The 20,091-nt window shown below is 71.1% G+C and carries 14 protein-coding genes, 3 pseudogenes and 1 riboswitch; of the genes and pseudogenes, 11 read left to right on the top strand and 6 right to left on the bottom strand.

The genetic code is table 11. From position 1 onward, the window contains the following. Position 1 precedes the first annotated feature (1 nt). From OG611_RS37330 to OG611_RS37355, 6 genes are read left to right on the top strand one after another with little or no spacing between them, the layout of a single operon-like run. A complete protein-coding gene (locus tag OG611_RS37330; RefSeq protein ID WP_266430653.1) occupies positions 2 to 1,228 on the top strand; it encodes an MFS transporter in 1,227 nt (408 codons plus the stop codon). 59 nt (positions 1,229 to 1,287) lie between these two features. After that, positions 1,288 to 2,361 carry an ornithine cyclodeaminase family protein gene (locus OG611_RS37335; RefSeq protein WP_266430656.1) on the top strand — a complete coding sequence of 358 codons (1,074 nt, stop codon included), beginning with the start codon at positions 1,288 to 1,290 and terminating at the stop codon, positions 2,359 to 2,361. Positions 2,362 to 2,373: 12 nt separating this feature from the next. Then, positions 2,374 to 3,189 (top strand): class I SAM-dependent methyltransferase, encoded by an 816-nt coding sequence (locus OG611_RS37340; protein ID WP_266430659.1) that lies wholly within the window; start codon positions 2,374 to 2,376, stop codon positions 3,187 to 3,189. Then, a complete protein-coding gene (locus tag OG611_RS37345; protein WP_266430663.1) occupies positions 3,186 to 6,494 on the top strand; it encodes an amino acid adenylation domain-containing protein in 3,309 nt (1,102 codons plus the stop codon). Before OG611_RS37340 ends, OG611_RS37345 begins: the two co-directional genes overlap by 4 nt. Then, entirely contained in the window at positions 6,494 to 8,248 is a 1,755-nt protein-coding gene (locus OG611_RS37350) for a non-ribosomal peptide synthetase (RefSeq protein ID WP_266430667.1), read from the top strand. Before OG611_RS37345 ends, OG611_RS37350 begins: the two co-directional genes overlap by 1 nt. Further along, positions 8,245 to 10,524 carry a M20/M25/M40 family metallo-hydrolase gene (locus OG611_RS37355; RefSeq protein WP_266430669.1) on the top strand — a complete coding sequence of 760 codons (2,280 nt, stop codon included), beginning with the start codon at positions 8,245 to 8,247 and terminating at the stop codon, positions 10,522 to 10,524. The genes OG611_RS37350 and OG611_RS37355 overlap by 4 nt, the downstream gene beginning before the upstream one ends. A gap of 61 nt (positions 10,525 to 10,585) precedes the next feature. Here OG611_RS37355 and glpK read toward each other — a convergent pair whose 3' ends face one another. The 3 genes from glpK to OG611_RS37370 all read right to left on the bottom strand — a co-directional run bounded on the left by glpK (position 10,586) and on the right by OG611_RS37370 (position 13,606). Further along, the gene (gene glpK, locus OG611_RS37360) at positions 10,586 to 12,103 is read right to left on the bottom strand and encodes a glycerol kinase GlpK (RefSeq protein ID WP_266430672.1); all 1,518 of its coding nucleotides are present in this window, start codon (positions 12,101 to 12,103) and stop codon (positions 10,586 to 10,588) included. Positions 12,104 to 12,149: 46 nt separating this feature from the next. Then, positions 12,150 to 12,995: an MIP/aquaporin family protein gene (locus tag OG611_RS37365; RefSeq protein WP_266430675.1), complete on the bottom strand. Its 846-nt coding sequence runs from the start codon at positions 12,993 to 12,995 to the stop codon at positions 12,150 to 12,152. A gap of 137 nt (positions 12,996 to 13,132) precedes the next feature. Further along, positions 13,133 to 13,606, bottom strand: coding sequence for a MarR family winged helix-turn-helix transcriptional regulator (locus tag OG611_RS37370; RefSeq protein ID WP_266430678.1), 474 nt, complete (start codon positions 13,604 to 13,606; stop codon positions 13,133 to 13,135). 57 nt (positions 13,607 to 13,663) lie between these two features. Between OG611_RS37370 and OG611_RS37375 the strand changes: the two genes are divergently transcribed. Then, positions 13,664 to 14,503, top strand: coding sequence for an alpha/beta fold hydrolase (locus OG611_RS37375; RefSeq protein ID WP_266430681.1), 840 nt, complete (start codon positions 13,664 to 13,666; stop codon positions 14,501 to 14,503). A gap of 16 nt (positions 14,504 to 14,519) precedes the next feature. Here the strand turns inward: OG611_RS37375 and OG611_RS37380 are convergent. Then, positions 14,520 to 14,717, bottom strand: a pseudogene (locus OG611_RS37380) (transcriptional regulator); the annotation flags it as partial. Positions 14,718 to 14,719: 2 nt separating this feature from the next. Here OG611_RS37380 and OG611_RS40800 point away from each other — a divergent pair. Further along, a pseudogene (locus OG611_RS40800) lies at positions 14,720 to 14,899 on the top strand (HAD family hydrolase); the annotation flags it as partial. A 616-nt stretch (positions 14,900 to 15,515) separates the two neighbouring features. After that, positions 15,516 to 16,190, top strand: a complete 675-nt coding sequence (locus OG611_RS37390) for a DUF305 domain-containing protein (RefSeq protein WP_266430684.1) — start codon at positions 15,516 to 15,518, stop codon at positions 16,188 to 16,190. Positions 16,191 to 16,274: 84 nt separating this feature from the next. Here the strand turns inward: OG611_RS37390 and OG611_RS37395 are convergent, their stop codons facing one another. Beyond that, complete coding sequence (locus OG611_RS37395) at positions 16,275 to 17,945, bottom strand: ATP-binding cassette domain-containing protein (RefSeq protein ID WP_266430687.1); 1,671 nt, start codon at positions 17,943 to 17,945, stop codon at positions 16,275 to 16,277. Positions 17,946 to 18,581: 636 nt separating this feature from the next. Next, positions 18,582 to 18,768: riboswitch (cyclic di-AMP (ydaO/yuaA leader) on the top strand. Between the two features lie 4 nt (positions 18,769 to 18,772). Between OG611_RS37395 and OG611_RS37400 the strand changes: the two genes are divergently transcribed. Further along, on the top strand, positions 18,773 to 19,261 hold the full coding sequence (locus OG611_RS37400; protein ID WP_266430690.1) for a transglycosylase SLT domain-containing protein: 489 nt from the start codon (positions 18,773 to 18,775) through the stop codon (positions 19,259 to 19,261). Between the two features lie 39 nt (positions 19,262 to 19,300). Here the strand turns inward: OG611_RS37400 and OG611_RS37405 are convergent. Next, positions 19,301 to 19,708: pseudogene (locus OG611_RS37405) on the bottom strand (FAD-dependent monooxygenase); the annotation flags it as partial. Here OG611_RS37405 and OG611_RS37410 point away from each other — a divergent pair. Further along, positions 19,596 to 20,078, top strand: a complete 483-nt coding sequence (locus OG611_RS37410; RefSeq protein WP_266430693.1) for a TetR family transcriptional regulator C-terminal domain-containing protein — start codon at positions 19,596 to 19,598, stop codon at positions 20,076 to 20,078. The pseudogene OG611_RS37405 and the gene OG611_RS37410 overlap by 113 nt on opposite strands. The last annotated feature ends 13 nt before the right edge of the window (positions 20,079 to 20,091 follow it).

Below are 20,091 nucleotides of genomic sequence, written 5' to 3' on the forward strand. Positions count from 1 at the left end.
CATGGGCACCAGCACCACCCTTGACCGGCAGCGGACGCGCCCCGGCCTCCGGCAGTTCCTGCCGCTGGTGCAGGGCGCCACGCTGATCGAATGGACCGGAACGGGCCTCTTCCTCGCCGTCTCGACCATCTACTTCGTCAAGGTCGCCCATCTCAGCACCTCGTCCGTCGGTACCGGCCTGACCATCGGCGGGGCCGTCGCCATCGCCACCGCCGTGCCCATCGCCCGGCTGGCCGGACGGTTCGGGCCGAAGCCGGTGCTGATCGGTGTGATGCTGCTGCGTGCACTGGCCACCGTCGGCTACCTCTGGGTGGACGGCTGGTGGAGCTTTCTCCTCGTGGTCGCCGTCATCGCCGTCACCGAGCAGTCCTCACCCCCACTGGTCCAGTCGTACGTCGGGGCACGCGCCCCGGAGAGCCTGCGCGCGAAGGTCATGGCCGTGCAGCGCACCGTCGTCAACCTCGGCATCAGCCTGGGCGGGCTGATCGCCGGAGTCGCCCTGGGTTCCGGCGCGCCGGGAGCCTTTCGGCCGCTGCTGATCGGTGGCGCACTCGCCTATGTGGCGGTGGCCGCGGTGTACGCCACCGCGCGGCGGGAGGAAGCCGTGACGGCAGTGGGGAGCGCCCGGGTGGCGGATCTGCTCAAGGACCGCCGACTGCTTGGCTTCACCGCGTACAACGCGCTGGTGTCGCTCTGGATGCCGGTGCTCAATGTGGCCTTCCCGCTCTGGCTCGTCACCGAGACGGACGTACCGGAGCGCTATGTCGGCATCCTGTACGCCGTCAACACCGTGCTGTGCATCGCCCTCCAGTACCCGCTCAACCGCTGCTACAGCACCACGCGCCGGGCATGGTTCTCGTACGCGGCCGCGGCAATGCTGCTGAGCGGGGGCGCCCTGGCCTTCGCCGCCGCGCCCGGCTTCGGGGCCCGGGAGGCGCTGCTGGTGCTCGGCGCGGCCGTCGTCCTTCTGACGTTCGCCGAACTGCTCCAGGTCGGTGCCTCGTGGACCCTCTCCTTCGACCTGGCACCGGAGGAGGCGCGCAGCGCCTATCTGGTGCTGTTCAACACCAGCCGCACGGTGGCCAACCGGGTCGCGGGCCCGGTGCTGATGACCGGCGTCGTCCTCGCCCTCGGCACGGCCGGCTGGATCGTGCTCGCCTGCGTACTGCTGCTCGGCGCGCTCGTCCCCTTCGCGATGCTCCGCGCAGCGCACGCCACCGGCGACTGAACCCGCCCCCGCACCGTCCCCACCGCAACCGACCCACTCTCCAAGGAGCCCCGCCCGTCATGGACTTCGAGCAATACCCCGACAGCCACTTCCGCTATCTGACCCGCGCGGACGTCATCGAGGCCGCCCGCGACGTGGACATCGTGGCGGCGGTGGCCGAGGCGCTCAGGCTGCACTCCGCCGGACAGTCCGTCCTTCCCGAGGAGGCCTATCTCGGCTGGACCACCCCGCAGGGCGACTCGGCCAGGCTGCTGGCCATGCCCGGCGCCCTCGCCCAGGAGGGACGGTCGCCGGTCGTCGGCATGAAGACCATCAACGCCTCGATCGGCAACCCGGGGCGCGGCATCCCCCGCTCCCAGGGCTTCACCCTGCTCCTCGACCCGGAGACCGCCCGGCCCCTCGCCCTGATGGAGGCCGCCTACATCAGCGCGATGCGCACCGCTGCGGTGACCGCGCTCGCGGTGCGTCATCTGGCGGTGGCAGAACCGCGCGGGCTGGCACTTCTCGGCTGCGGCGCCCTCGCGCAGGCACACATCGCGCTGCTGCTGCGCACCGTCCCCACCCTGCGCCGCATCACGCTGTACGACGTGGCACCCGACCGCGCGAAGTCCGTCGCCCACCACATCGCCTCGCTGCCCGGTGCGGCGGACATCGAGACGGTGGTCGCCGACGGGCCGCGCGAGGCGGTGCGGGACGCCGAACTCGTCGTGCCCGTCACCACGGTGACCCAGGGATACATCGAACCGGACTGGCTGCGGCCCGGCGCGCTCGTCTGCCATGTCTCGCTGGACGACCTCACCGAGGCGGCCGTGCTCTCGGCCGGCACGGTGATCGTCGACGACTGGAGCCTGGTCCGTGACGACCCGCGACGGCTGCTCGGCCGGATGCACCGGGCGGGCACCCTGCTCGGCCCCGACGGCACCCCGCGGCAAGGAGTGACCGCCCGGCCCGGGGCCCGCCCCGTCGACGGCACGCTCGGCGATGTGCTTGCCGGGCGGCACCCGGGCCGCCGCGACCAGGACGAGATCGTGATCAGCAACCCGTTCGGGATGTCGATCCTCGACGTCGCCGTGGCGGACCGCATCCACGCCCGCGCCGAAGCCGCCGGTCTCGGCGCCCGGCTCACGCTCTGAGGGGGATCCGCCATGACGATCGATCAGAACATCCAGGAGATCAACCGCACCATGTGGTCGTACGGCGAGTACCGGCATGTCGCCGATCTGCTGCGGCCGGGCGCCGTCGAGCTGGTCGACCGGCTCGCCCCCGCGCCGGACACCGCCCATCTCGACGTCGCCACCGGCAACGGCAACGTCGCGCTGCTGTCCGCCCTGCGCGGCTGCCTCGTCACCGGACTCGACCTGACCGACGAGTTCTTCCCCGACGCACGCGAACGGTTCGCACAGGCCGGTGTCAAGGTGGAACTGCGCCGCGGCGACGCCCAGGAACTCCCCTTCGCCGACGGCTCGTTCGACCTGGTGACCTCCACCTACGGAATCCAGTTCGCGCCCGACCACGCCGCGTCGGGCGGAGAGATCTCCCGGGTGCTGCGGCCGGGCGGCCGGATCGGCATGTGCAACTGGACGGCACGCAGCTGGACCGCGCACTTCCAGGAGATCCTCTCCGCCTACTTCCCCTCGCCCAACGGCCATCAGGGACAGCCCATGCTGTGGGGCTCACCGGACTACCTCGCCGAACTCCTCGGTCCCGAATTCACGATCACGTCCGAACGACGGCAACTCTTCTACCCGTTCGCCGCGGCCGAGGACCTGGTGACCTTCTTCGAGAACTGCTTCGGCCCCTGCATCGCGGCGAGAAACACCATCTCGCCGCCCTCGCGATGGAAGGAACTGCGAGCGGAAATGGTCGAGATGACCGAGGGATTCCACACCGCGGACGAACGCGGCACGGGCGTGCCCGTCGAGTACCTGCTGGTCGTCGCCGAGAAGCGGACGGCCCGGTGATCGGCCTGCCCGAGCACTACCCGCGGCTTCCGCTGGCGGAAGGGGCGCGGGAGAGCGCCGTCGCCGCGGCACTCACCCGCCATGAACCGTACGAGCTCGGCGAAGCAGTCCACGCCCACGTCGAGCGGTTCGCGGCCGCAGACCCCGACCGGACCGCGATCGAGGACGGCGACGTTTCCCTCGGATACGGCCGGCTGGCCGACCTGATGCGTCGCACCGCGGCGCAGCTGGCGGCGGCCGGGATCAGGGACGGGCAGATCGTCGCGGTCGGCGGCCGGCGCGGCGCCGACGTCGTCGTGGCCTTCCTCGCCCTGGAGCTGCTCGGCGCCGTCTACCTGCCGGTCGACGCGAGCTGGCCCGCCGCCCGCGTCGAAACCCTGCTCACCGACAGCGGCGCGGCACTGATGCTGACCACCGGCGCACCGGCGGAGAGCGGGGAACTGGTCAAGGGCGCCCGCGCGGCCGGCGTACCCACCGCGACACCGCGACCGGCGGACCCTCCGTACACCCGGACCCTGCCGCCGGCCCCCGACGAGGTGCGCTACGTCCTCTACACCTCGGGGTCGACCGGCCGCCCCAAGGCCGCGATCGTCGAGCACCGGGGGATGCTCAACCACCTCCGGGCCAAGATCGACGACCTCGGGCTGACCGCGGACGACCGGCTGGCCCAGACCGCACCGCTCAGCTTCGACATCTCCGTCTGGCAGATGCTCGCCCCGCTGCTCGTCGGCGGCCGGGTACAGATCTTCGCCGACGAGCAGGCCCAGGACGGCGCCCTGCTGCTGGAGGAGCTGCGCGGACGCGGAACCACGGTGCTGGAGACCGTGCCCACACTGATCCGCTTCCTGCTCGACGCCCAGGAGACCGCGGGAATCCGGCCCGGCGCGCTGCGCTGGATGATCGCCACCGGCGAGGAACTGCCACCGGCGCTGGCCCGGCGGTGGCACGACACCCTGCCGGGGATCCGGCTGCTCAACGCGTACGGCCCCACCGAGTGCTCGGACGACGTCACCCATGCCGAACTCGGCCCTCCGGCCGCCGGAGTACGCCATCTGCCGATCGGCTCGCCCATCGGCAACGCCGAACTGTACGTACTGCGGGAGGAGAACGGGCAGTGGCACGCCTGTGCGCACGGGGAGACGGGGGAGCTGTTCGTCGGGGGACTCGTCGTGGGACGCGGGTACCTCGGTGACCCGGAGCGCACCGCGCTCGCCTTCTTCACCGACCCCTTCGGCGCCGACGGCGGACGCCTCTACCGCACCGGGGACGCCGTACGCGTACTGCCGGACGGCCAACTGGAGTACCTGGGCCGGGTGGACCGGCAGGTGAAGGTCGGCGGCGTACGCATGGAGCTCGCCGAGATCGAGGCGGTACTCGGCGGCCACCCCGGAATCGCCGCCTGCGCCGTCACCGTCCACACCCCCGACGACACCGGAGCCCTGGTCGTCCGGGAGAGCGCCCACACCCCGGCGGCCGCGCAGCCGCCCCGGCTCGTCGCCTACGTCACCGCCTCCGGCGACGAGCCGGCGGAGGCATCGCTGCGCGCCCATCTGAGCGACCGGCTTCCCGCCCCCATGGTGCCGCACACCTTCGTCGTCCTGCCCCGGCTCCCGCTCACCCGCAACGGCAAGACGGACTACAAGGCCCTGCCCGCACCACCGCGCCGCAGCCGTCCCGACACCCGCCCGTACACCCCACCGCGGGGCGAGGCGGAGACCGCCATCGCGGCCGTCGTCGCCGGGCTCCTCGGCACCGGACGGGTCGGCAGGAACGACAGGTTCCTGGAACTGGGCGGCGACTCGCTGCTCGCCATGCGGCTGGTCGCCGCCCTGCGCGAGACCGGATCGGCGGCCGGTCTGCGTGACGTGCTGCGCGACGGCAGCCCCGCCGCGCTCGCCGCGCTCGGCCACGAGCAGCGGCCCGCGACCGCTGCCCGCACGGCGACGGCACCGGACGACGCGCCCCGCACCCGGCCGCTCACCCCGCAGCAGGCCGGGGTCTACTTTCACTGGCGGCTCGACCCGCTCAGCCCCTACTACAGCTACCAGGGCTCCCTGGAACTCGACGGGCCGCTCGACGTGGCACGGCTGGCACGGGCCTGGCAACTGCTGCTCGCCGAGAATCCGCTGCTCCTCGCCCGGTTCGCCGAGACCGACGAGGCGGACGGGCGGGAAGCGGGGCACGAGGTGGTGCACCACTACCCGCACTGGGAGGTGCCGCTGCCCGCAAGCGTCCGGGACATCACCGCGGAGGCATTCCGCACGGTGGCCGCCGAGGAGGCGGCCAGGCCCTTCGACCTCCTCACCGAACCGGCCCTGCGGACCGGGCTGTTCCGGCTGCCCGGCGGACAGCACCGACTCCTGGTCACCATGCATGAACTGCTCCTCGACGGCTGGGGAGCGACCGTGCTGTTCCAGCGGCTGGCCGAACTCTACGAACAGCGTCCTGCCGGGCCCGACCCCGAACGTGCCACCCGCTACGACCGCTATCTCGACCACTTGGCGGAGCGGCTGGCCGGCGAGGAGGTGGCCGAGGCGGGGGAGTACTGGCTGCGCCGCCTCGCAGGCGACCTCCCGGCACTCCGGATCGCCCAGAAACCGCGGCCCGCCACCCCCGCCTACCGGGGCGAGATCACCGAGGCGGTCCTCGACGAGCAACTCTCCCGGCGGCTGCGCGACACCGCGCTGGCCGCCTCCGCCACCGCCTTCGTACCGCTGCTGGCCGCCTACGCACTGGCCCTGAGCTACTACAGCGACGCCGACGACGTGATCATCGGCGCCCCGATGGCGGGGCGGGAGCGGCCGGAGACCGCCGACGTGCCCGCCTTCATGCTCGCCATGCTGCCACTGCGCCTGGACATCGACCCGGCCGCCAGCCTCGCGGAGTTCACCGCACAGGTGAGGGAGACGGTGTACGACGCCTACGCCGCCGCCGAGCACCCCTTCGGCTGGACGCTGCGGCGGCTTCCGGCCGCCTCGCGGAGCTCATCGGCGACCCCGGTCTTCCAGACCATGCTCAACATGCTGCCCTACCCGGCGCGCGCCACCACCGCGTCGGACGTCCGGTTCCGCTTCGTCGAACTGGACACCGGCTACACCAAGTACGACTGCGCCCTGTACGTACAGCCGCACGGCCCCGGCGGCCTGCTGCTCCAGTACGCCTACCAGCAGGAGCTGCTCGACGCGCCGGCCGCCCGCAACGTACTGGAATCCACACTGATCGCGCTGCGGGCCCTCACCGACCCGGAGCGCGCCGAGCACACCACCGTTCGTTCCCTCGATCTGCTGCCCGGAGACGATCACTGATGAACACGCCGACCCTGCTGGAACGCTTCGCCGAGCAGGTGGCGGCCCACCCCCGGGCCGTCGCCCTGCGCCACACCGGCACCACCCTCACCTACCGTGAACTCGACGAATGGAGCGGCCGGCTGGCCGCCCGGCTCACCGCCAAGGGCACCGGTCCCGGCTCGCTGGTGGCACTCGCCGCCCAGCGCGGCCCTGCCGCCGTCGCCGGAGTCCTCGCCGTACTGAAGACCGGTGCCGCCTACCTCGGGCTGGACCCCGCGATACCCGTGCGACGGCAGCGCCGGATGGTGGAGGAGACCGGACCGCACTGCGTGCTGGCCGAGCCCGGACTCGACCAGTTCCCCACCCTGGACGCGCCGCGCGTCACCCTGGCGCCCCTCACCGAGGGCCCGCTGCACCAGGCCCCCGAGCAGGAGCCCGACGAGGACGCCCTGTTCCACATCGTCTACACCTCGGGGACGACCGGAAACCCCAAGGGCGTACGCATCAGCCGCCGTTCGGTCCGGGGCCGGCTGGAGTGGATGTGGCAGGACCACCCGTTCCCGGAGAACGCGGTGCTCGCCGTCCAGAAGTCCCTGGCACTGGTCGCCTCGCCCTGGGAGCTGCTGGGCGGACTGCTCAAGGGTGTCCCGTCCGTCGTGCTCGCCACCGACGAACTCCTCGATCCGGCGCTCTTCGCTGCCGCCGTCGAGCAGGAACGGATCACCCATCTCTTCCTGACCCCGCAGCTCATCGCCGGACTGCTGGAGGAGAGCGCCGGTCGCCCCGGCGGGCACCGGCCGGTCCTGGTCACCAGCGGTGCCGACACCCTGCCCGTGGACACCGTCCTGCGCTTCCGCGAGGTCTGGCCCGACGCCACCCTGCTCAACCTGTACGGCATGACGGAGACCGCCTCCAACGTCGCCGCGTACGACACCGCCCGACTGCCCGCCGACGCCGAACGCGTCCCCGTCGGCAGCCCCGTGGCGGGCGCCTCGCTCGCGGTCCGCGACCGGCTCGGCCGACGGCTGCCGACCGGTGTGGGCGGCGAGGTGTGGGTCTCCGGAACGCCACTGGCCCTCGGCTACGTCGGCGGCGACGACGAGGACCGCTTCACCACCGACGACGCCGGGGTCCGGCACTACCGCACCGGTGACCGGGGCCGCCAACTCCCGGACTCCGTCATGGAGATCACCGGCCGCGCCGACAACCAGATCAAGGTGCGCGGCTATCGTGTCGAGCTGGAGGAGATCGAGGCCACCCTGCGCAAGGCACCGGACGTCACCGACGCGGGGGCCTACGCGGAGAACGAGGACGGCGAGACACGCATCGTCGCCTGCGTCACCGCCGACGAGGAGACCGGCGCCGCCGCACTGCGCGCCCATCTGCGCGACCGGCTGCCCGACTACATGCTGCCCGCCCGCATCCAGCAGGTCCCGCAGCTCCCGCGCAGCACCAACGGCAAGCTGGACCGCACCGCCCTGCGCACACTCGTGGCAGGCATCGGGCAGGAACAGGCGGCCGGATTCACCCCGTCCGACGCCACCGAGACCGCCGTCGCCGCGCTCTGGCAGGAACTGCTCGGCGCCCCGCCCGCGTCGGCGGACCAGAACTTCTTCGACGCCGGAGGCCACTCCCTGCTCGCCGTACGGCTCGCCAACCGGCTGGCGACGACGGCGGGCCGCCGGGTGCCGCTGCGCCGCATCCTCGGCGCACCCACCGTCACCGCGATCGCCGCCCTGTGCCGCGACATCCAGCAGGAGGAGCAGATATGAACGTCCCATGGCTGACCGTGCCGGGCGAGCAGCCGCAGGGCGCCGCCACCGGCACCCTTGCCGTCTGCTTCGCACCCACCGGCGCCCACGGCTCCACGTTCGCGAGCTGGCGCGGCCGGCTTCCCGAGGACACGACCCTTGCCTTCGTCGCACCGCCGGGCCGCGGCACCCGCGTCGACGAGGAGCCCGTCACCGACATGGCCGCCTACGCCGAGGCGACGGCGGCCGGGATCCGTGAACTGCGGGGCGGGCGGCGGCTGGTGCTGATCGGAGTCAGCCTCGGCGCCCTGCTGGCGTACGAGACCTGCCGCAGGCTGCTCGACTCCGGGGTGCCCGTGGCACGGCTGTGCGCCGTGGCCGGACAGTGCCCCGGCGACTTCCACGGCCGCGGCGAGGAAGTGACGGTAGAGGACGCCCGTGCCTTCGTCGCCGGGACCGGACTGACCGACCCGGAGCTGCTGGCGGACCCCGAGTTCGAGGAGGTGCTGCTGCCTCCCGTCATCGCCGATCTGCGGCTGGCCGCCGGGTACGACGGCCGCCTCGGAGCCGTTCCGCAGGTCGAGCTGCGCGCGGTGTGGGCCACCGACGACCCGCACGTGCCCGAGGTCACCGTGCGCCGCTGGGCCGAGTGGACCCGGGGCGACTGCTCCCTGATGTCCGTCGAGGGCGGCCACTACGCCCACCAGGAGAACCCGGCCGCGGTCATCTCCGCCTGCCTCGACGGACTCCCCGGAACCCGGCCGTCACGGCGCTCCGTGCTCGGTGCCGGGGCGACGGCCGTCGCGTCCACGGTGCTGGGCCTCGGCACGGTGGCCTCGTCGGCACCCGCAGCGCGGGCCGACGCGGCGACGGGGACGGGGACGGGCAGCGTCTCCTTCGACGGCGATCCCACCGACCCCGTGGGCCTCGCCGTCGCCATGATCCGTCAGAACACCAGCAACCCCGGCGACGGCGCGGTCACCCTGCCGCTCGCCCGGATGCTCCAGGGCATCTTCCGGGCCGCCGGGGTCGGCACCGAGATCGTGCCCACTCCGAAGGACGGCAACGTCCACTTCTTCGCCCGCGTCCCCGGCAGCGGACCGGCCACGAAGAAGCCCCTGGTCCTGCTCGGCCACTCCGACGTGGTGCCCGCCATCGGCGACACATGGGAGACGGACCCCTTCGCCGGCGAGATCAGGGACGGCAAGCTGTACGGCCGCGGCTCGCTGGACATGAAGGGCGTCAACGCCGCCTTCGTCGCCGCTCTGCTGCGCCATGTCCGCGAGGGAGCGGCCTTCGACCGCGACATCGTCTTCTGGTCCGACTGCGACGAGGAGCAGGGCCCCTACGGCGTGCGCTGGTTCCTCACGGAACACCCCGGCAAGGTGACGGCGGGTGCGGTCATCACCGAGGGCGGCTGGGTACTCGACCAGCGCGACGGCACCACGCCCATGATCGCCTCGCTCACCTGCAACGACAAGCGCTCCCTGCTGCTGCGCCTGGAGACGGCCTCGTACGCCACCCACACGTCCAAGCCGTTCAGCGGACAGGCGGTGATCCGGCTGGGCGAGGTGCTCGACCGGCTCGGGCAGTGGCGTGCCCACATCCGCCCGAACGCACTGTCCCGGCGGTACTTCGCCGAACTGGCCGAGGCCACCACCGACCGGCCCTTCGCCAAGGCTCTCCGGGAGATGCTCGGCGCCCGCACGGACCGGCAGCGGGACAGAGCGGGGGAAGCGGTGGTGCGGCTCAGCGAGACCCCGGAGCTGCACAACGCGATGCTGCGGACCACGCTCGCCTTCACCGCCGCCCAGTCCGGCTACTACCCGAGCATCGTGCCGGGCACGGCGACCGCGGAGTTCCGGGCCGCCTTCCTGCCGGGGGCCGAGGACCCCGGACGCATCGTCGCCGAACTGCGCTCGCTGATCGGCAACCGGGCGACGCTGAGTGTCGTCGGCAACCCCGGTGAGACCGAGCAACAGGCTCTGGACCGGCTGCGCGGCTATCTGGCCACGCCCGACTCCGACTACGACACGGACGTCTTCCGCGCCTGGCAGAGCGCCGTACGCCGGACCCATCCCGGAGTACGGGCCACCGCCTGCCAGTTCGAGGCGGTCACCAGCGCGGTGCCGTTCCGGGAACAGAACATACCCGTGTACGGCATGTATCCGTTCACCGTGAACCGGGACATGCTCAAGCGCATGCACGGCACCGACGAACACATCGGCGTCGAAGCACTGCGGCAGGGCACCGAGACCGTCTACCAACTCCTGGCCGGGCTGCGGACCGACGCCTGAGCCCCTGGACGCACCGCGCGGGCGTGCCCAGGCATGCGCGCCCGCGCGGTGTGTCGGACCGTCATCCCACGCTGACCCAGTCCAGGGTGCGTTCCACGGCCCGCTTCCAGTTTGCGTACCCCTCCGCCCGCTGGTCCTCGCTCCACTGCGGCTCCCAGCGCTTCGACTCCTGCCAGTGTTCTCGCAACTCTTTCTGGTCCTGCCAGAATCCGGTGGCCAGCCCGGCCGCGTAGGCGGCACCGAGCGCGGTCGTCTCGGCGACGACCGGGCGGCTGACGGGGACTCCGAGCACATCCGCCTGGATCTGCATGCAGAGGTCGTTGGCCGTGACCCCGCCGTCGACCTTGAGCACGTCGAGGTGGACGCCGGAGTCCTGTTCCATCGCCTCCACCACATCCCGGCTCTGGTAGCAGATGGCCTCCAGAGTGGCCCTCGCCAGATGGCCGTTGGTGTTGTAGCGGGCCAGGCCGACGATGGCGCCCCGGGCGTCCGAGCGCCAGTACGGCGCGAAGAGGCCCGAGAAGGCCGGCACGAAGTACATCCCGCCGTTGTCCTCGACGGTCCGGGCGAGGTGTTCGCTCTCGCTCGCGTTCGTGATGATCTTCATCTGGTCCCGCAGCCACTGCACCGCGGACCCGGTGACCGCGATGGAGCCCTCCAGGGCGTAGACCGGCGGACTCTGCCCGAATCGGTAGGCGACGGTGGTGAGCAGGCCGTGCTTCGACCGGATCGGTTCCGTCCCGGTGTTGAGCACGAGGAAGTTGCCGGTGCCGTACGTGTTCTTCGCCTCGCCCGGCTCGAAGCACACCTGTCCCACCGTGGCCGCCTGCTGGTCGCCGAGCACTCCCGTGATCGGGATCGCGGCGCGCAGCGGCCGGGACGTGCGCGTGCGGCCGTACGCCTCCGCGTCGGAGGAGGGCCGGATCGCCGGGAGCATCGCCCGGGGGATGCCGAAGATGTCCAGCAGCTCGTCGTCCCAGTCGAGCGTCTCCAGATTCATCAGCATCGTCCGGCTGGCGTTGGTCACATCCGTGGCGTGGATACCGCCGTCGGGTCCGCCGGTGAGGTTCCACAGCACCCAGCAGTCCGTGTTCCCGAACACCGCGTGCCCCTGCTCCGCGGCGGCGCGGACCCCGTCGACATTGTCGAGGATCCACTTGATCTTCCCGCCGGAGAAGTAAGTGGCCGGAGGTAGACCCGACTTGCGCCTGATGACCTCGCCGTGCCCCTCGTTCTCCAGGGCCTTGGCGATCGAGTCGGTGCGGGTGTCCTGCCACACGATGGCGTTGCAGTACGGACGGCCGGTGCGGGGGTCCCAGACGACGGTCGTCTCGCGCTGGTTGGTGATCCCGATGGCGGCGAGATCGGTGGCGCTCAGACCACCGGTGCGCAGAGCGGTCTGCATCACCGAGTTGGTGCGCTCCCAGATCTCCACCGGATCGTGCTCCACCCAGCCCGACCGGGGCAGGATCTGCTCGTGCTCCAACTGGTGTCTGGCCACTTCGTTTCCGCCGTGATCGAAGATCATGAAGCGGCTGCTGGTGGTGCCTTGGTCCACTGCGCCGACGAAGTCCGCCATGGCATGCTGCCTCTCCTGAGTCCGGGCCCGGTGATGGAACCGGGCGTCACTTCTCCGGCGGTAGCGGGATGGTGCCCTCCGGCTCCGGTTCGGCCGTGGGCAGGAAGCGGCTGATGAAGATCTTGTAGACGAAGGCTCCCAGTGGGCCGCCGACGAGCGGTCCCACGATCGGCACCCAGAAGTAGAAGTTCCCGTACTGATCGCGCCACGCCCCTCCGTAGCCGGTCAGGAAGCTCGCGAGACGGGGGCCGAGGTCACGGGCCGGATTGATCGCGTACCCGGCATTGGTCCCGAACGCCATGCCGATGGCCACCACGATGAGGCCCACGATGAAAGGACCGAGGTTGGAGCCCGGCGGGGTGTTGAGGAGATCCGTGACCGCGAAGATCAGCAGTACGAGGATGGCGGTGCCGATGACCTGGTCCCGGAACGCCCCCCATTCGTGGACCGGAAGCGCGGGGTTTCCGTTGGCGGGCAGGGTGGAGAACACGAACTGCGTCTTGATCGTGTGCCCGGGGTCCGCCTTCGCCAGCGCCTCCGTGTAGTTCCAGCGCACCAGCAGTGCCGCGACGAACGCCCCCGCGAGCTGCGCGAGGGAGTAGGGCGCCACCTTCTGCCAGGGGAAGCCCTTGAAAGCGGCGAGCGAGAGAGTCACCGCCGGATTGAGATGGGCTCCGCTCAGTCTGGCCGCCACATAGACGCCCAGAGTGACTCCGAGACCCCACGCCCAGGCGATGCTGTCGTGATTTCCGAGGCCGCCCGCCGGATCGGTGAGCGCACCGCCGGCCACGACCTGGGCCACGACACCGCAGCCGAAGAGGATCAGAATCATCGTGCCGAGAAACTCCGCCGAGAGTTCCCCGACGATTCCGGACTTCTTGAGCCGCTCCATAGGGGTCTCGCTTCCTGTCGATCAACGACTCCTGGCGGCATAGATCCACATCTGAGCGTAAATGGCGGAAATTGGTTCCGCACTCGGTGGCGGACGCGCCGTTTCCGCACCCGCCGGAGCCGGAGCCCTGCGCGGTCTCAGTCCAGGTCGACGCTGTCGAAGAGGTCCAGCATCCTGCCGAGCACCCGTACGCAGGCCGTCACATCGGCATCGGTCAGATCCCCGTCCACCTGGCGCAGCAGGGACTGCTCGCGGGTCAGTGCGGCGGTGATCGCCGCTCTGCCGCCCTCGGTCAGCCGGACCAGGGACGACCGCCGATGGGCCGGGTTGGGAATGATCTCGACCAGTTGCCCGGCCGCGGCGTCGTTGACCATGCGCTGCACGAACTGCCGGCTCAGCGCCTGTGCCCGGCCCATCTGCGGGACCGTCATGGGTCCATGCTCACGCAGCAGATCCAGTACGGCACGCACGCCGACGGACAGGCCCTCGATCGGCGCGGCCTGTTCCACCTTGCGTTGCACACGCCGGTAGAGCGGGCCGACCAGGGCGAAGACCTCCGTGAGCCGGTGGGCCAGTTCCTCGGGTGCCAGGGGCGGATCGTTTTCGGTCATGCGGCCATGATGGCACCTTGGTTGTCAATGTGGGGAAGAGATGGCACCTTGGTTGTCATGAATGCTGCCTCCGAGCTGAAATTCTTCGAAACCGACGACGGCCGCCTCGTGTACCGCGACACCGGGGAGGGCCCGCTGCTGGTGCTGCTGCACGGCGGATTCCTGGACCACGGGATGTGGGACGACCAGGTGCCGGAGCTCGCGCGGGATCACCGAGTGATCGTGCCGGACGCCCGCGGGCACGGCGGATCGTCCAACGCGAGCAGGCCCTTCCGGCACACGGACGACCTGGCCGCCATGCTGCGCCATCTCGACGCCGGCCCCGCGGTCCTGGTCGGAGTGTCGATGGGCGGGGCCACCGCGCTCGACACCGCGCTCGAACACCCCGATCTGGTACGTGCGCTGGTCGTCAGCGGGGCGGGGACGAGTGAGCCCGAGTTCCACGACCCCTGGTCCCGTCAGGTCCTGGCCGAGCAGGCCCGCTCCCTGGCCGCCGGTGACATCGGGGGATGGATCGACGCCTTCATGCTCTTCGCGGCGGGGCCGCACCGCACGCTCGACGACGTCGACGGCGCTGTGGTGCGACGCCTGCGCGCGATGACCGAGCGGACGCTGGCCAAGCACACCGCGGACGAACCCGACCGGCTCGTGCCCGTCTCCGACACCTGGGCGCGGGCGGCGGAGATCGACGTCCCGGTGCTGGCCATCGCGGGCGGCATCGATTCGGACGATCACCTCGCCATGGTCCAGCGCCTCGCACGGACGGTCGCCGACGGGCGCGAGGCGATCGTCGAGGGGACCGCGCACTATCCCCACATGGAACGGCCGGATGCCTTCGGCGAGATCCTCGGGGAATTCCTGACGGCCGTGTCCGCCCGGGAGGGCGGCGCCGTCTGACGGGTGGTCCCGGGGTTCAGCGCAGGGCGGCCACCGTGTCATCGGCCGCCGCGACTTCCTCCGCCGGGGCGTCGTGGAGGCCGAGCCGCAGGCGCTCGACGTGGAAGAGGGCCTGGTCGAGGAGTCCGGCCACGTGGTTGTCGTACAGCGCGTAGATCACCGAGCGGCCCCGGCGCTCGCCGGTGACGAGCCCGAGGTTGCGCAGCAGCCTCAAGCCGGATCGACGCCGTGGCGCTCGACAAGACCGGCACCCCGACCGAGGGCACCCCGCGTGTCACCGACATCCGTCCGCTCGCCTCCTCGGACCTGACCGAGGGCGCCCTGCTCACCCTGGCGGCGGCGGTCGAGCACCCCAGCGAACACCCTCTCGCACGCGCCGTCACCGAAGCCGCCGCCACCGGTGCGGAGGGCGGGGCGCCACGGAACGGGAAACCCGGTGGGGGTATCGTCGGGCCCGGACCGCAGGACCCGTACGACCGAGCATTCGAGGCAGCCGTGGATCGCGGACGGACACGCACACCGGGAGTGTCCCGGCTGCTCGTGCTGTGTGCCGTCCTGTGCGGACTGTTCCTCATGCACGGCGCACCGGCGAGCGCCGCGGAGGGCTGTCACGACGCGATGGCCGTGACCGCGCCCGTGTCCATGACCACGGCTGCCGGTCACTCCGTCGTGCGGGGCGAGCACGACCCCGCTCGCGCTGCCGCCGCCAGGCCGGCGACGGACGGCGAGTCGTGCGTATTCACCCATGCCCGTGACCGGGTGCTGCCGCTGCTGATGGCGCTGGGTCTGGTGCTCCTGGCCGTTCGGGCGCTCGCCGGGCGCCGTACGGCCGTATGCGGACCGGCGCGGCGGGGACCGCCGTTCGCCGGCAGAGATCTGCTGCTCCAGGTGTGCATCGCGCGGACGTGACAGGAATCCGCCGGTCCACGGCCCTCCGAGGCCGGACCGGCCGGACGACCCTGCCCCTTTCGCGCGCCACGGACGTGGCGCATCCACCTGGAAAGAATCCGTGATGTCCGCTTCCCTGTCCTCTGCTGCCCGCCGCCGTACGCTCGCGGCCGCCGGCACCGTCGCCGCCTTCGCTCTGACGCTGGCGGCCTGCGGTTCCTCCGACGGCTCGAAGTCCGACGGTTCGTCCATGCCCGGCATGAACCACGGCTCGCGCAGCGCCTCCGCACCGGCCACCCCCGGCGGTGCGTTCAACGACGCGGACGTGACGTTCGCACAGCAGATGATCCCGCACCACCAGCAGGCCATCGAGATGGCGAGGCTGGCCGACGGCCGCGCCTCCGACCCCGAGATCAAGAAGCTGGCCACCGCGATCGAGAAGGCCCAGGACCCCGAGATCAACACGATGAAGGGCTGGCTGACTTCGTGGGGCAAGCCGCTGCCCGCGTCCTCGTCCTCGATGGGTGACATGCCCGGGATGGACCACGGCTCGGACGGTTCGGGAATGCCCGGAATGATGTCCGGCAAGGACATGGGCGACCTGGCGGCCGCCAAGGGCAGGGACTTCGACAAGAAGTTCGCCCAGCTCATGATCGGCCACCACCAAGGCGCGGTCACCATGGCCGAGGACGAGCAGAAGAACGGCGACAACGCCGACGCGAAGAAGCTCGCCGGCGCTGTCGTCACGGCTCAGACCGCCGAGATCGAGCAGATGAACAAGATCATCGACCGGCTCTGATCCCGGCCGGGGTGCGGGCCTCCCTCGCATGACGGTCCGGATGCCGTCATGCGAAGGCCCGCGCCCTCGGGCCTCTCGTCCGGATCAGGCCGGGCTCGCGTGCTCCGGCGTCGCCAGCAGAGCACCCACCTCCTGTGCGGTGGTCTCCCGGAGCTCCTCCGCGACCAGCAGCCACCGGGTGATGCCGACCGATTCGAGGAACGGCAGATCGTGACTGGCGATCAGCAGTGCGCCCTCGTAGGACTCCAGCGCACCGGTCAGCTGCCGCGCGCTGGCGATATCGAGGTTGTTGGTCGGTTCGTCCATCATCAGCAGCTGCGGGGCCGGTGCGGCGAGCATCGTCGCCGCGAGGGCGGCACGGAAGCGTTCTCCGCCCGACAGCGTGCCCGCCGACTGCTCCGCGCGCTTCCCCCGGAACAGGAAGCGCGCGAGCTGGGCACGGATGTGGTTGTCGGTGACCCCGGGCGCCATGCGGGCCACGTTCGCCGCGACGCTCAGCTCCTCGTCCAGCACGTCGAGCCGCTGCGGAAGGAACCGCGTCGGCACGAAGGTCCTGGCCTCGCCGGACAAGGGGGCCAGCTCACCGGTGATCGTGCGCAGCAGTGTCGTCTTCCCGGCGCCGTTGCGACCGACGAGCGCGATCCGCTCGGGTCCCTGCACGCGGAGACTGCCCTCGCGCAGCCTGCCGAACCGGGGGCGCAACTCGTGCAGGTTCAACACGCTGCGTCCGGCGGGCACCGCCGTGTGGGGAAGGCCCACGCGGATCTCGGCATCGTCGCGGATCGCGTCCGCGGCCTCCTCCCGGCGCTCGCGCGCCTCGCCGAGCCGCTCCTCGTGGACGCCGCGAAGTTTGCCCGCCGACTCCTGCGCGGACCGCTTGCGGCGGCCGGCCAGGATCTTCGGGAGGCTCCCCTCGGCCTCGATCTTCCTGCCGTTCCTCTGGCGCCGGGCCAGCTTCACCTGGGTCTCCTCCAACTCGCGTTTCTGGCGGCGCACATCGGCTTCCGCGGCCCGCAACATCCGTCCGGCGGCCTCCTGTTCGGTGGCCACGGCCTCCTGGTACGCGGACCAGCCACCGCCGTACCAGCTCACGGACCCGGCGCGCAGTTCGGCGATGCGGTCCACGCGCTCCAGCAGTTCGAGGTCATGGCTGACCACGACCAGTACGCCCGAGCGCCAGGAGTCGACGGCCTCGTAGAGCCTCCGGCGCGCGAACATGTCGAGGTTGTTGGTGGGCTCGTCCAGGAGGAGGACATCGGGACGCTCCAGCAGCAGCGCTGCCAGGCGCAGCAGGACGGTCTCCCCGCCGGACAACTGGCCGACGGTGCGGTCCAGTTCGACGCCGCCGAGTCCGAGTGAGCCCAGTGTCGCCAGGGCCCGTTCCTCCACGTCCCAGTCGTCGCCGATCGTCTCGAAGTGCTTCTCGTCGACATCGCCGGCCTCGATGGCACGCAGCGCGTCGCGCCGTTCGGCGATGCCCAGGGCCCGGTCCACCCGCAGTGTCGTGTCGAGGGTGATGTTCTGCGGAAGGTGGGCGAGGCTGCCGCCCACGGTCACCGAACCCTGGGACGGGCGCAGCCGACCGGCGAGCAGCCGCAGCAGTGTGGACTTGCCCGCGCCGTTGGTGCCGACGAGACCGATGCGGCCCCGGCCGATGCTGAGCGAGAGGCCGTCGAAGACGGTCGTGCCGTCCGGCCACCGGAAGGACAGGGCCGAGCAGGTGAGGGAGGCGTGGGGGGTGGTGGGTGTCGCCATGGTGTTCCTCGCATTCGCAAGCGCAGTGATGGGGGCTTCGTATGCGAGCACCACGCGGCGACCGAGCGGCAGAGAAAGGTGCGGCGTCCGGAAGACAGAGGGACGGCTCATGCACCGAGGTCGCATCCACGCGGGGTCACGGGCAGCGCGGAGCACTGCTACAGCGTGACGGGCGTACGGGCTGTGCCGTACGGCGCGATGTTCGCGAACCTCAGATGCGCAACGTCCACCTCTATCGGAGACAACAGGACATCAAAACTATAACCACGGGGAGGAGCGATGGCAATGCCTCCCGGTTTCGTGCGGGGGCCTGGGCGTGGAGCTCGAACGACGACGCGTACGTCCTGTATGAGCGATCCGGGGCAGTTTCCCTTTTAGGTGATATGGGGCATTTAGTGCAATTGCGACTTTCGAACGTAGGGCGATATGCACCTTTTGGTATTTCGTGGCGCGAGTCACGTTCGAGCCCCCGGATGTCGCACCGTGCAATTCGGTTCCCTTTCCGCGCAAGGAAAGGGAACCGTTCGATGTGAGGTGGATTACCCCGATTCCGATGACTCGATCTTGTAAGTGAATTGCGTTCGGAAATTAGGGGCTTGTCCCTTTCGGTCCTTCTCGCCTACGGTCACCGTCAATCCGGACGGAACGCCGAATCCTGCCGCCGTCCGGCAATCCCACCCACTCGTGTACGGCAGGAGCGGGGAACCCAGGTAAGCCGCCGATCCGGTATCCGGAACGGCTCGGGGTGAAGTCGCATTCGTGTGCGGCCGGGCATCTCCAGCCCGAACCCGACAGCTCACCTCGCAGGCGACGGAGAGGAATCCATCATGACCTCAACGGTTACATACCGTCGTCGCAGGGCCACCTCGCTGACCAGGGGCTTCATCGCCCTGGGCACGGGTGCCGCCGCACTCATGCTGCCGCTGATCGGGGCCCACGCCGCCTCGGCTGCGCCGGCGCAGACCGCCCGTGCCGCCGCGCCGACCGCGGCGTATACGGACAATCTGGACGGCTGGATCAAGGAGTCGCTGGCCGTCATGGCCCAGCACGGCATCCCCGGAAGCTACAACGGCATCCACCGCAACGTCATGCGCGAGTCTTCCGGCAATCCCCTCGCCATCAACAAATGGGACTCGAACGCCGCCGCCGGAACGCCGTCCAAGGGCCTCCTCCAGATCATCGATCCGACGTTCCGGGCCTACCACGTGCCCGGCACGGCGATGGACAGCTACGACCCCGTCGCCAACATCACGGCAGCCTGCAACTACGCGGCTGCCAAGTACGGCTCCATCGACAACGTCTCCGGGGCCTACTGACATACGGAACGGACGGTCTCCGGGCCGTCGCCCCCGCGGTCACCCCAGCCGCGGGGGCGTCCAGTCGGCATGGCGCAGGATCGTGCGGACGGTGACGCGGGACGGTGCGAGGCGCAGTGCCGCGTTGCGCAGCGCGACGGCCGCCGGCCGGGACAGCCGCTGACCCATCCGGCCGGCCCGGCGGGCGGCTCGGGCGACCGACTGGCTGCGGGGCCGACGTTCGGCGTCGTAGCGGCCGAGCGCCGACTCGACAGCGGGCTCGGCGCGGAGTGCGGCGGCCGGTGTCGCCGCGTCCTCCAGGGCCTGGTAAGCACCCTGGCCGAGGTGCGGTGTCATGGCATGGGCCGCATCGCCGAGCAGGGCGACCCGGCCCACCGCGCAGGAAGGGAGCGGGACGACCAGTTCGTCGACGTCATGGTGCAGGACGGCTTCCCCCCTCGACCAGGCGGAGCTGCAGGCGGTCGGCGAGCAGGCGGGGATGCCGCGCGACGCCGACGAACTGATGGACGGGCTCGCCGGCTTCGTCGAGCGGCGGCTGGCCGGTCGGGGTCGGCAGAGGTCGCTCGCCCACTACGCGTGCGCGGTCGAGAGTGTGCGTCACCCAGAGCTGCGGGAGATCCTTGTGCCGCGCCAGAACGCGGCACGCGAAGCCGTGCGGGCGTTCCTGGAGGCGCGGGGCGTGGCCGACGCAGAGGGCCGGACGCTCACGCTGCTGGCCTGCGTGGACGGGCTGGTGTTCGACCGGCTGGTGGGCGGCGGGGGAGTGCCGAGGGACGAGATCGCGGGGCTGGTCGCCGCCGCGCTCCGCGACGCGTGATCGTCGACGCGCC

The sequence above is a fragment of the Streptomyces sp. NBC_01363 genome (genome assembly GCF_026340595.1).
Taxonomy (GTDB): Bacteria; Actinomycetota; Actinomycetes; order Streptomycetales; family Streptomycetaceae; genus Streptomyces.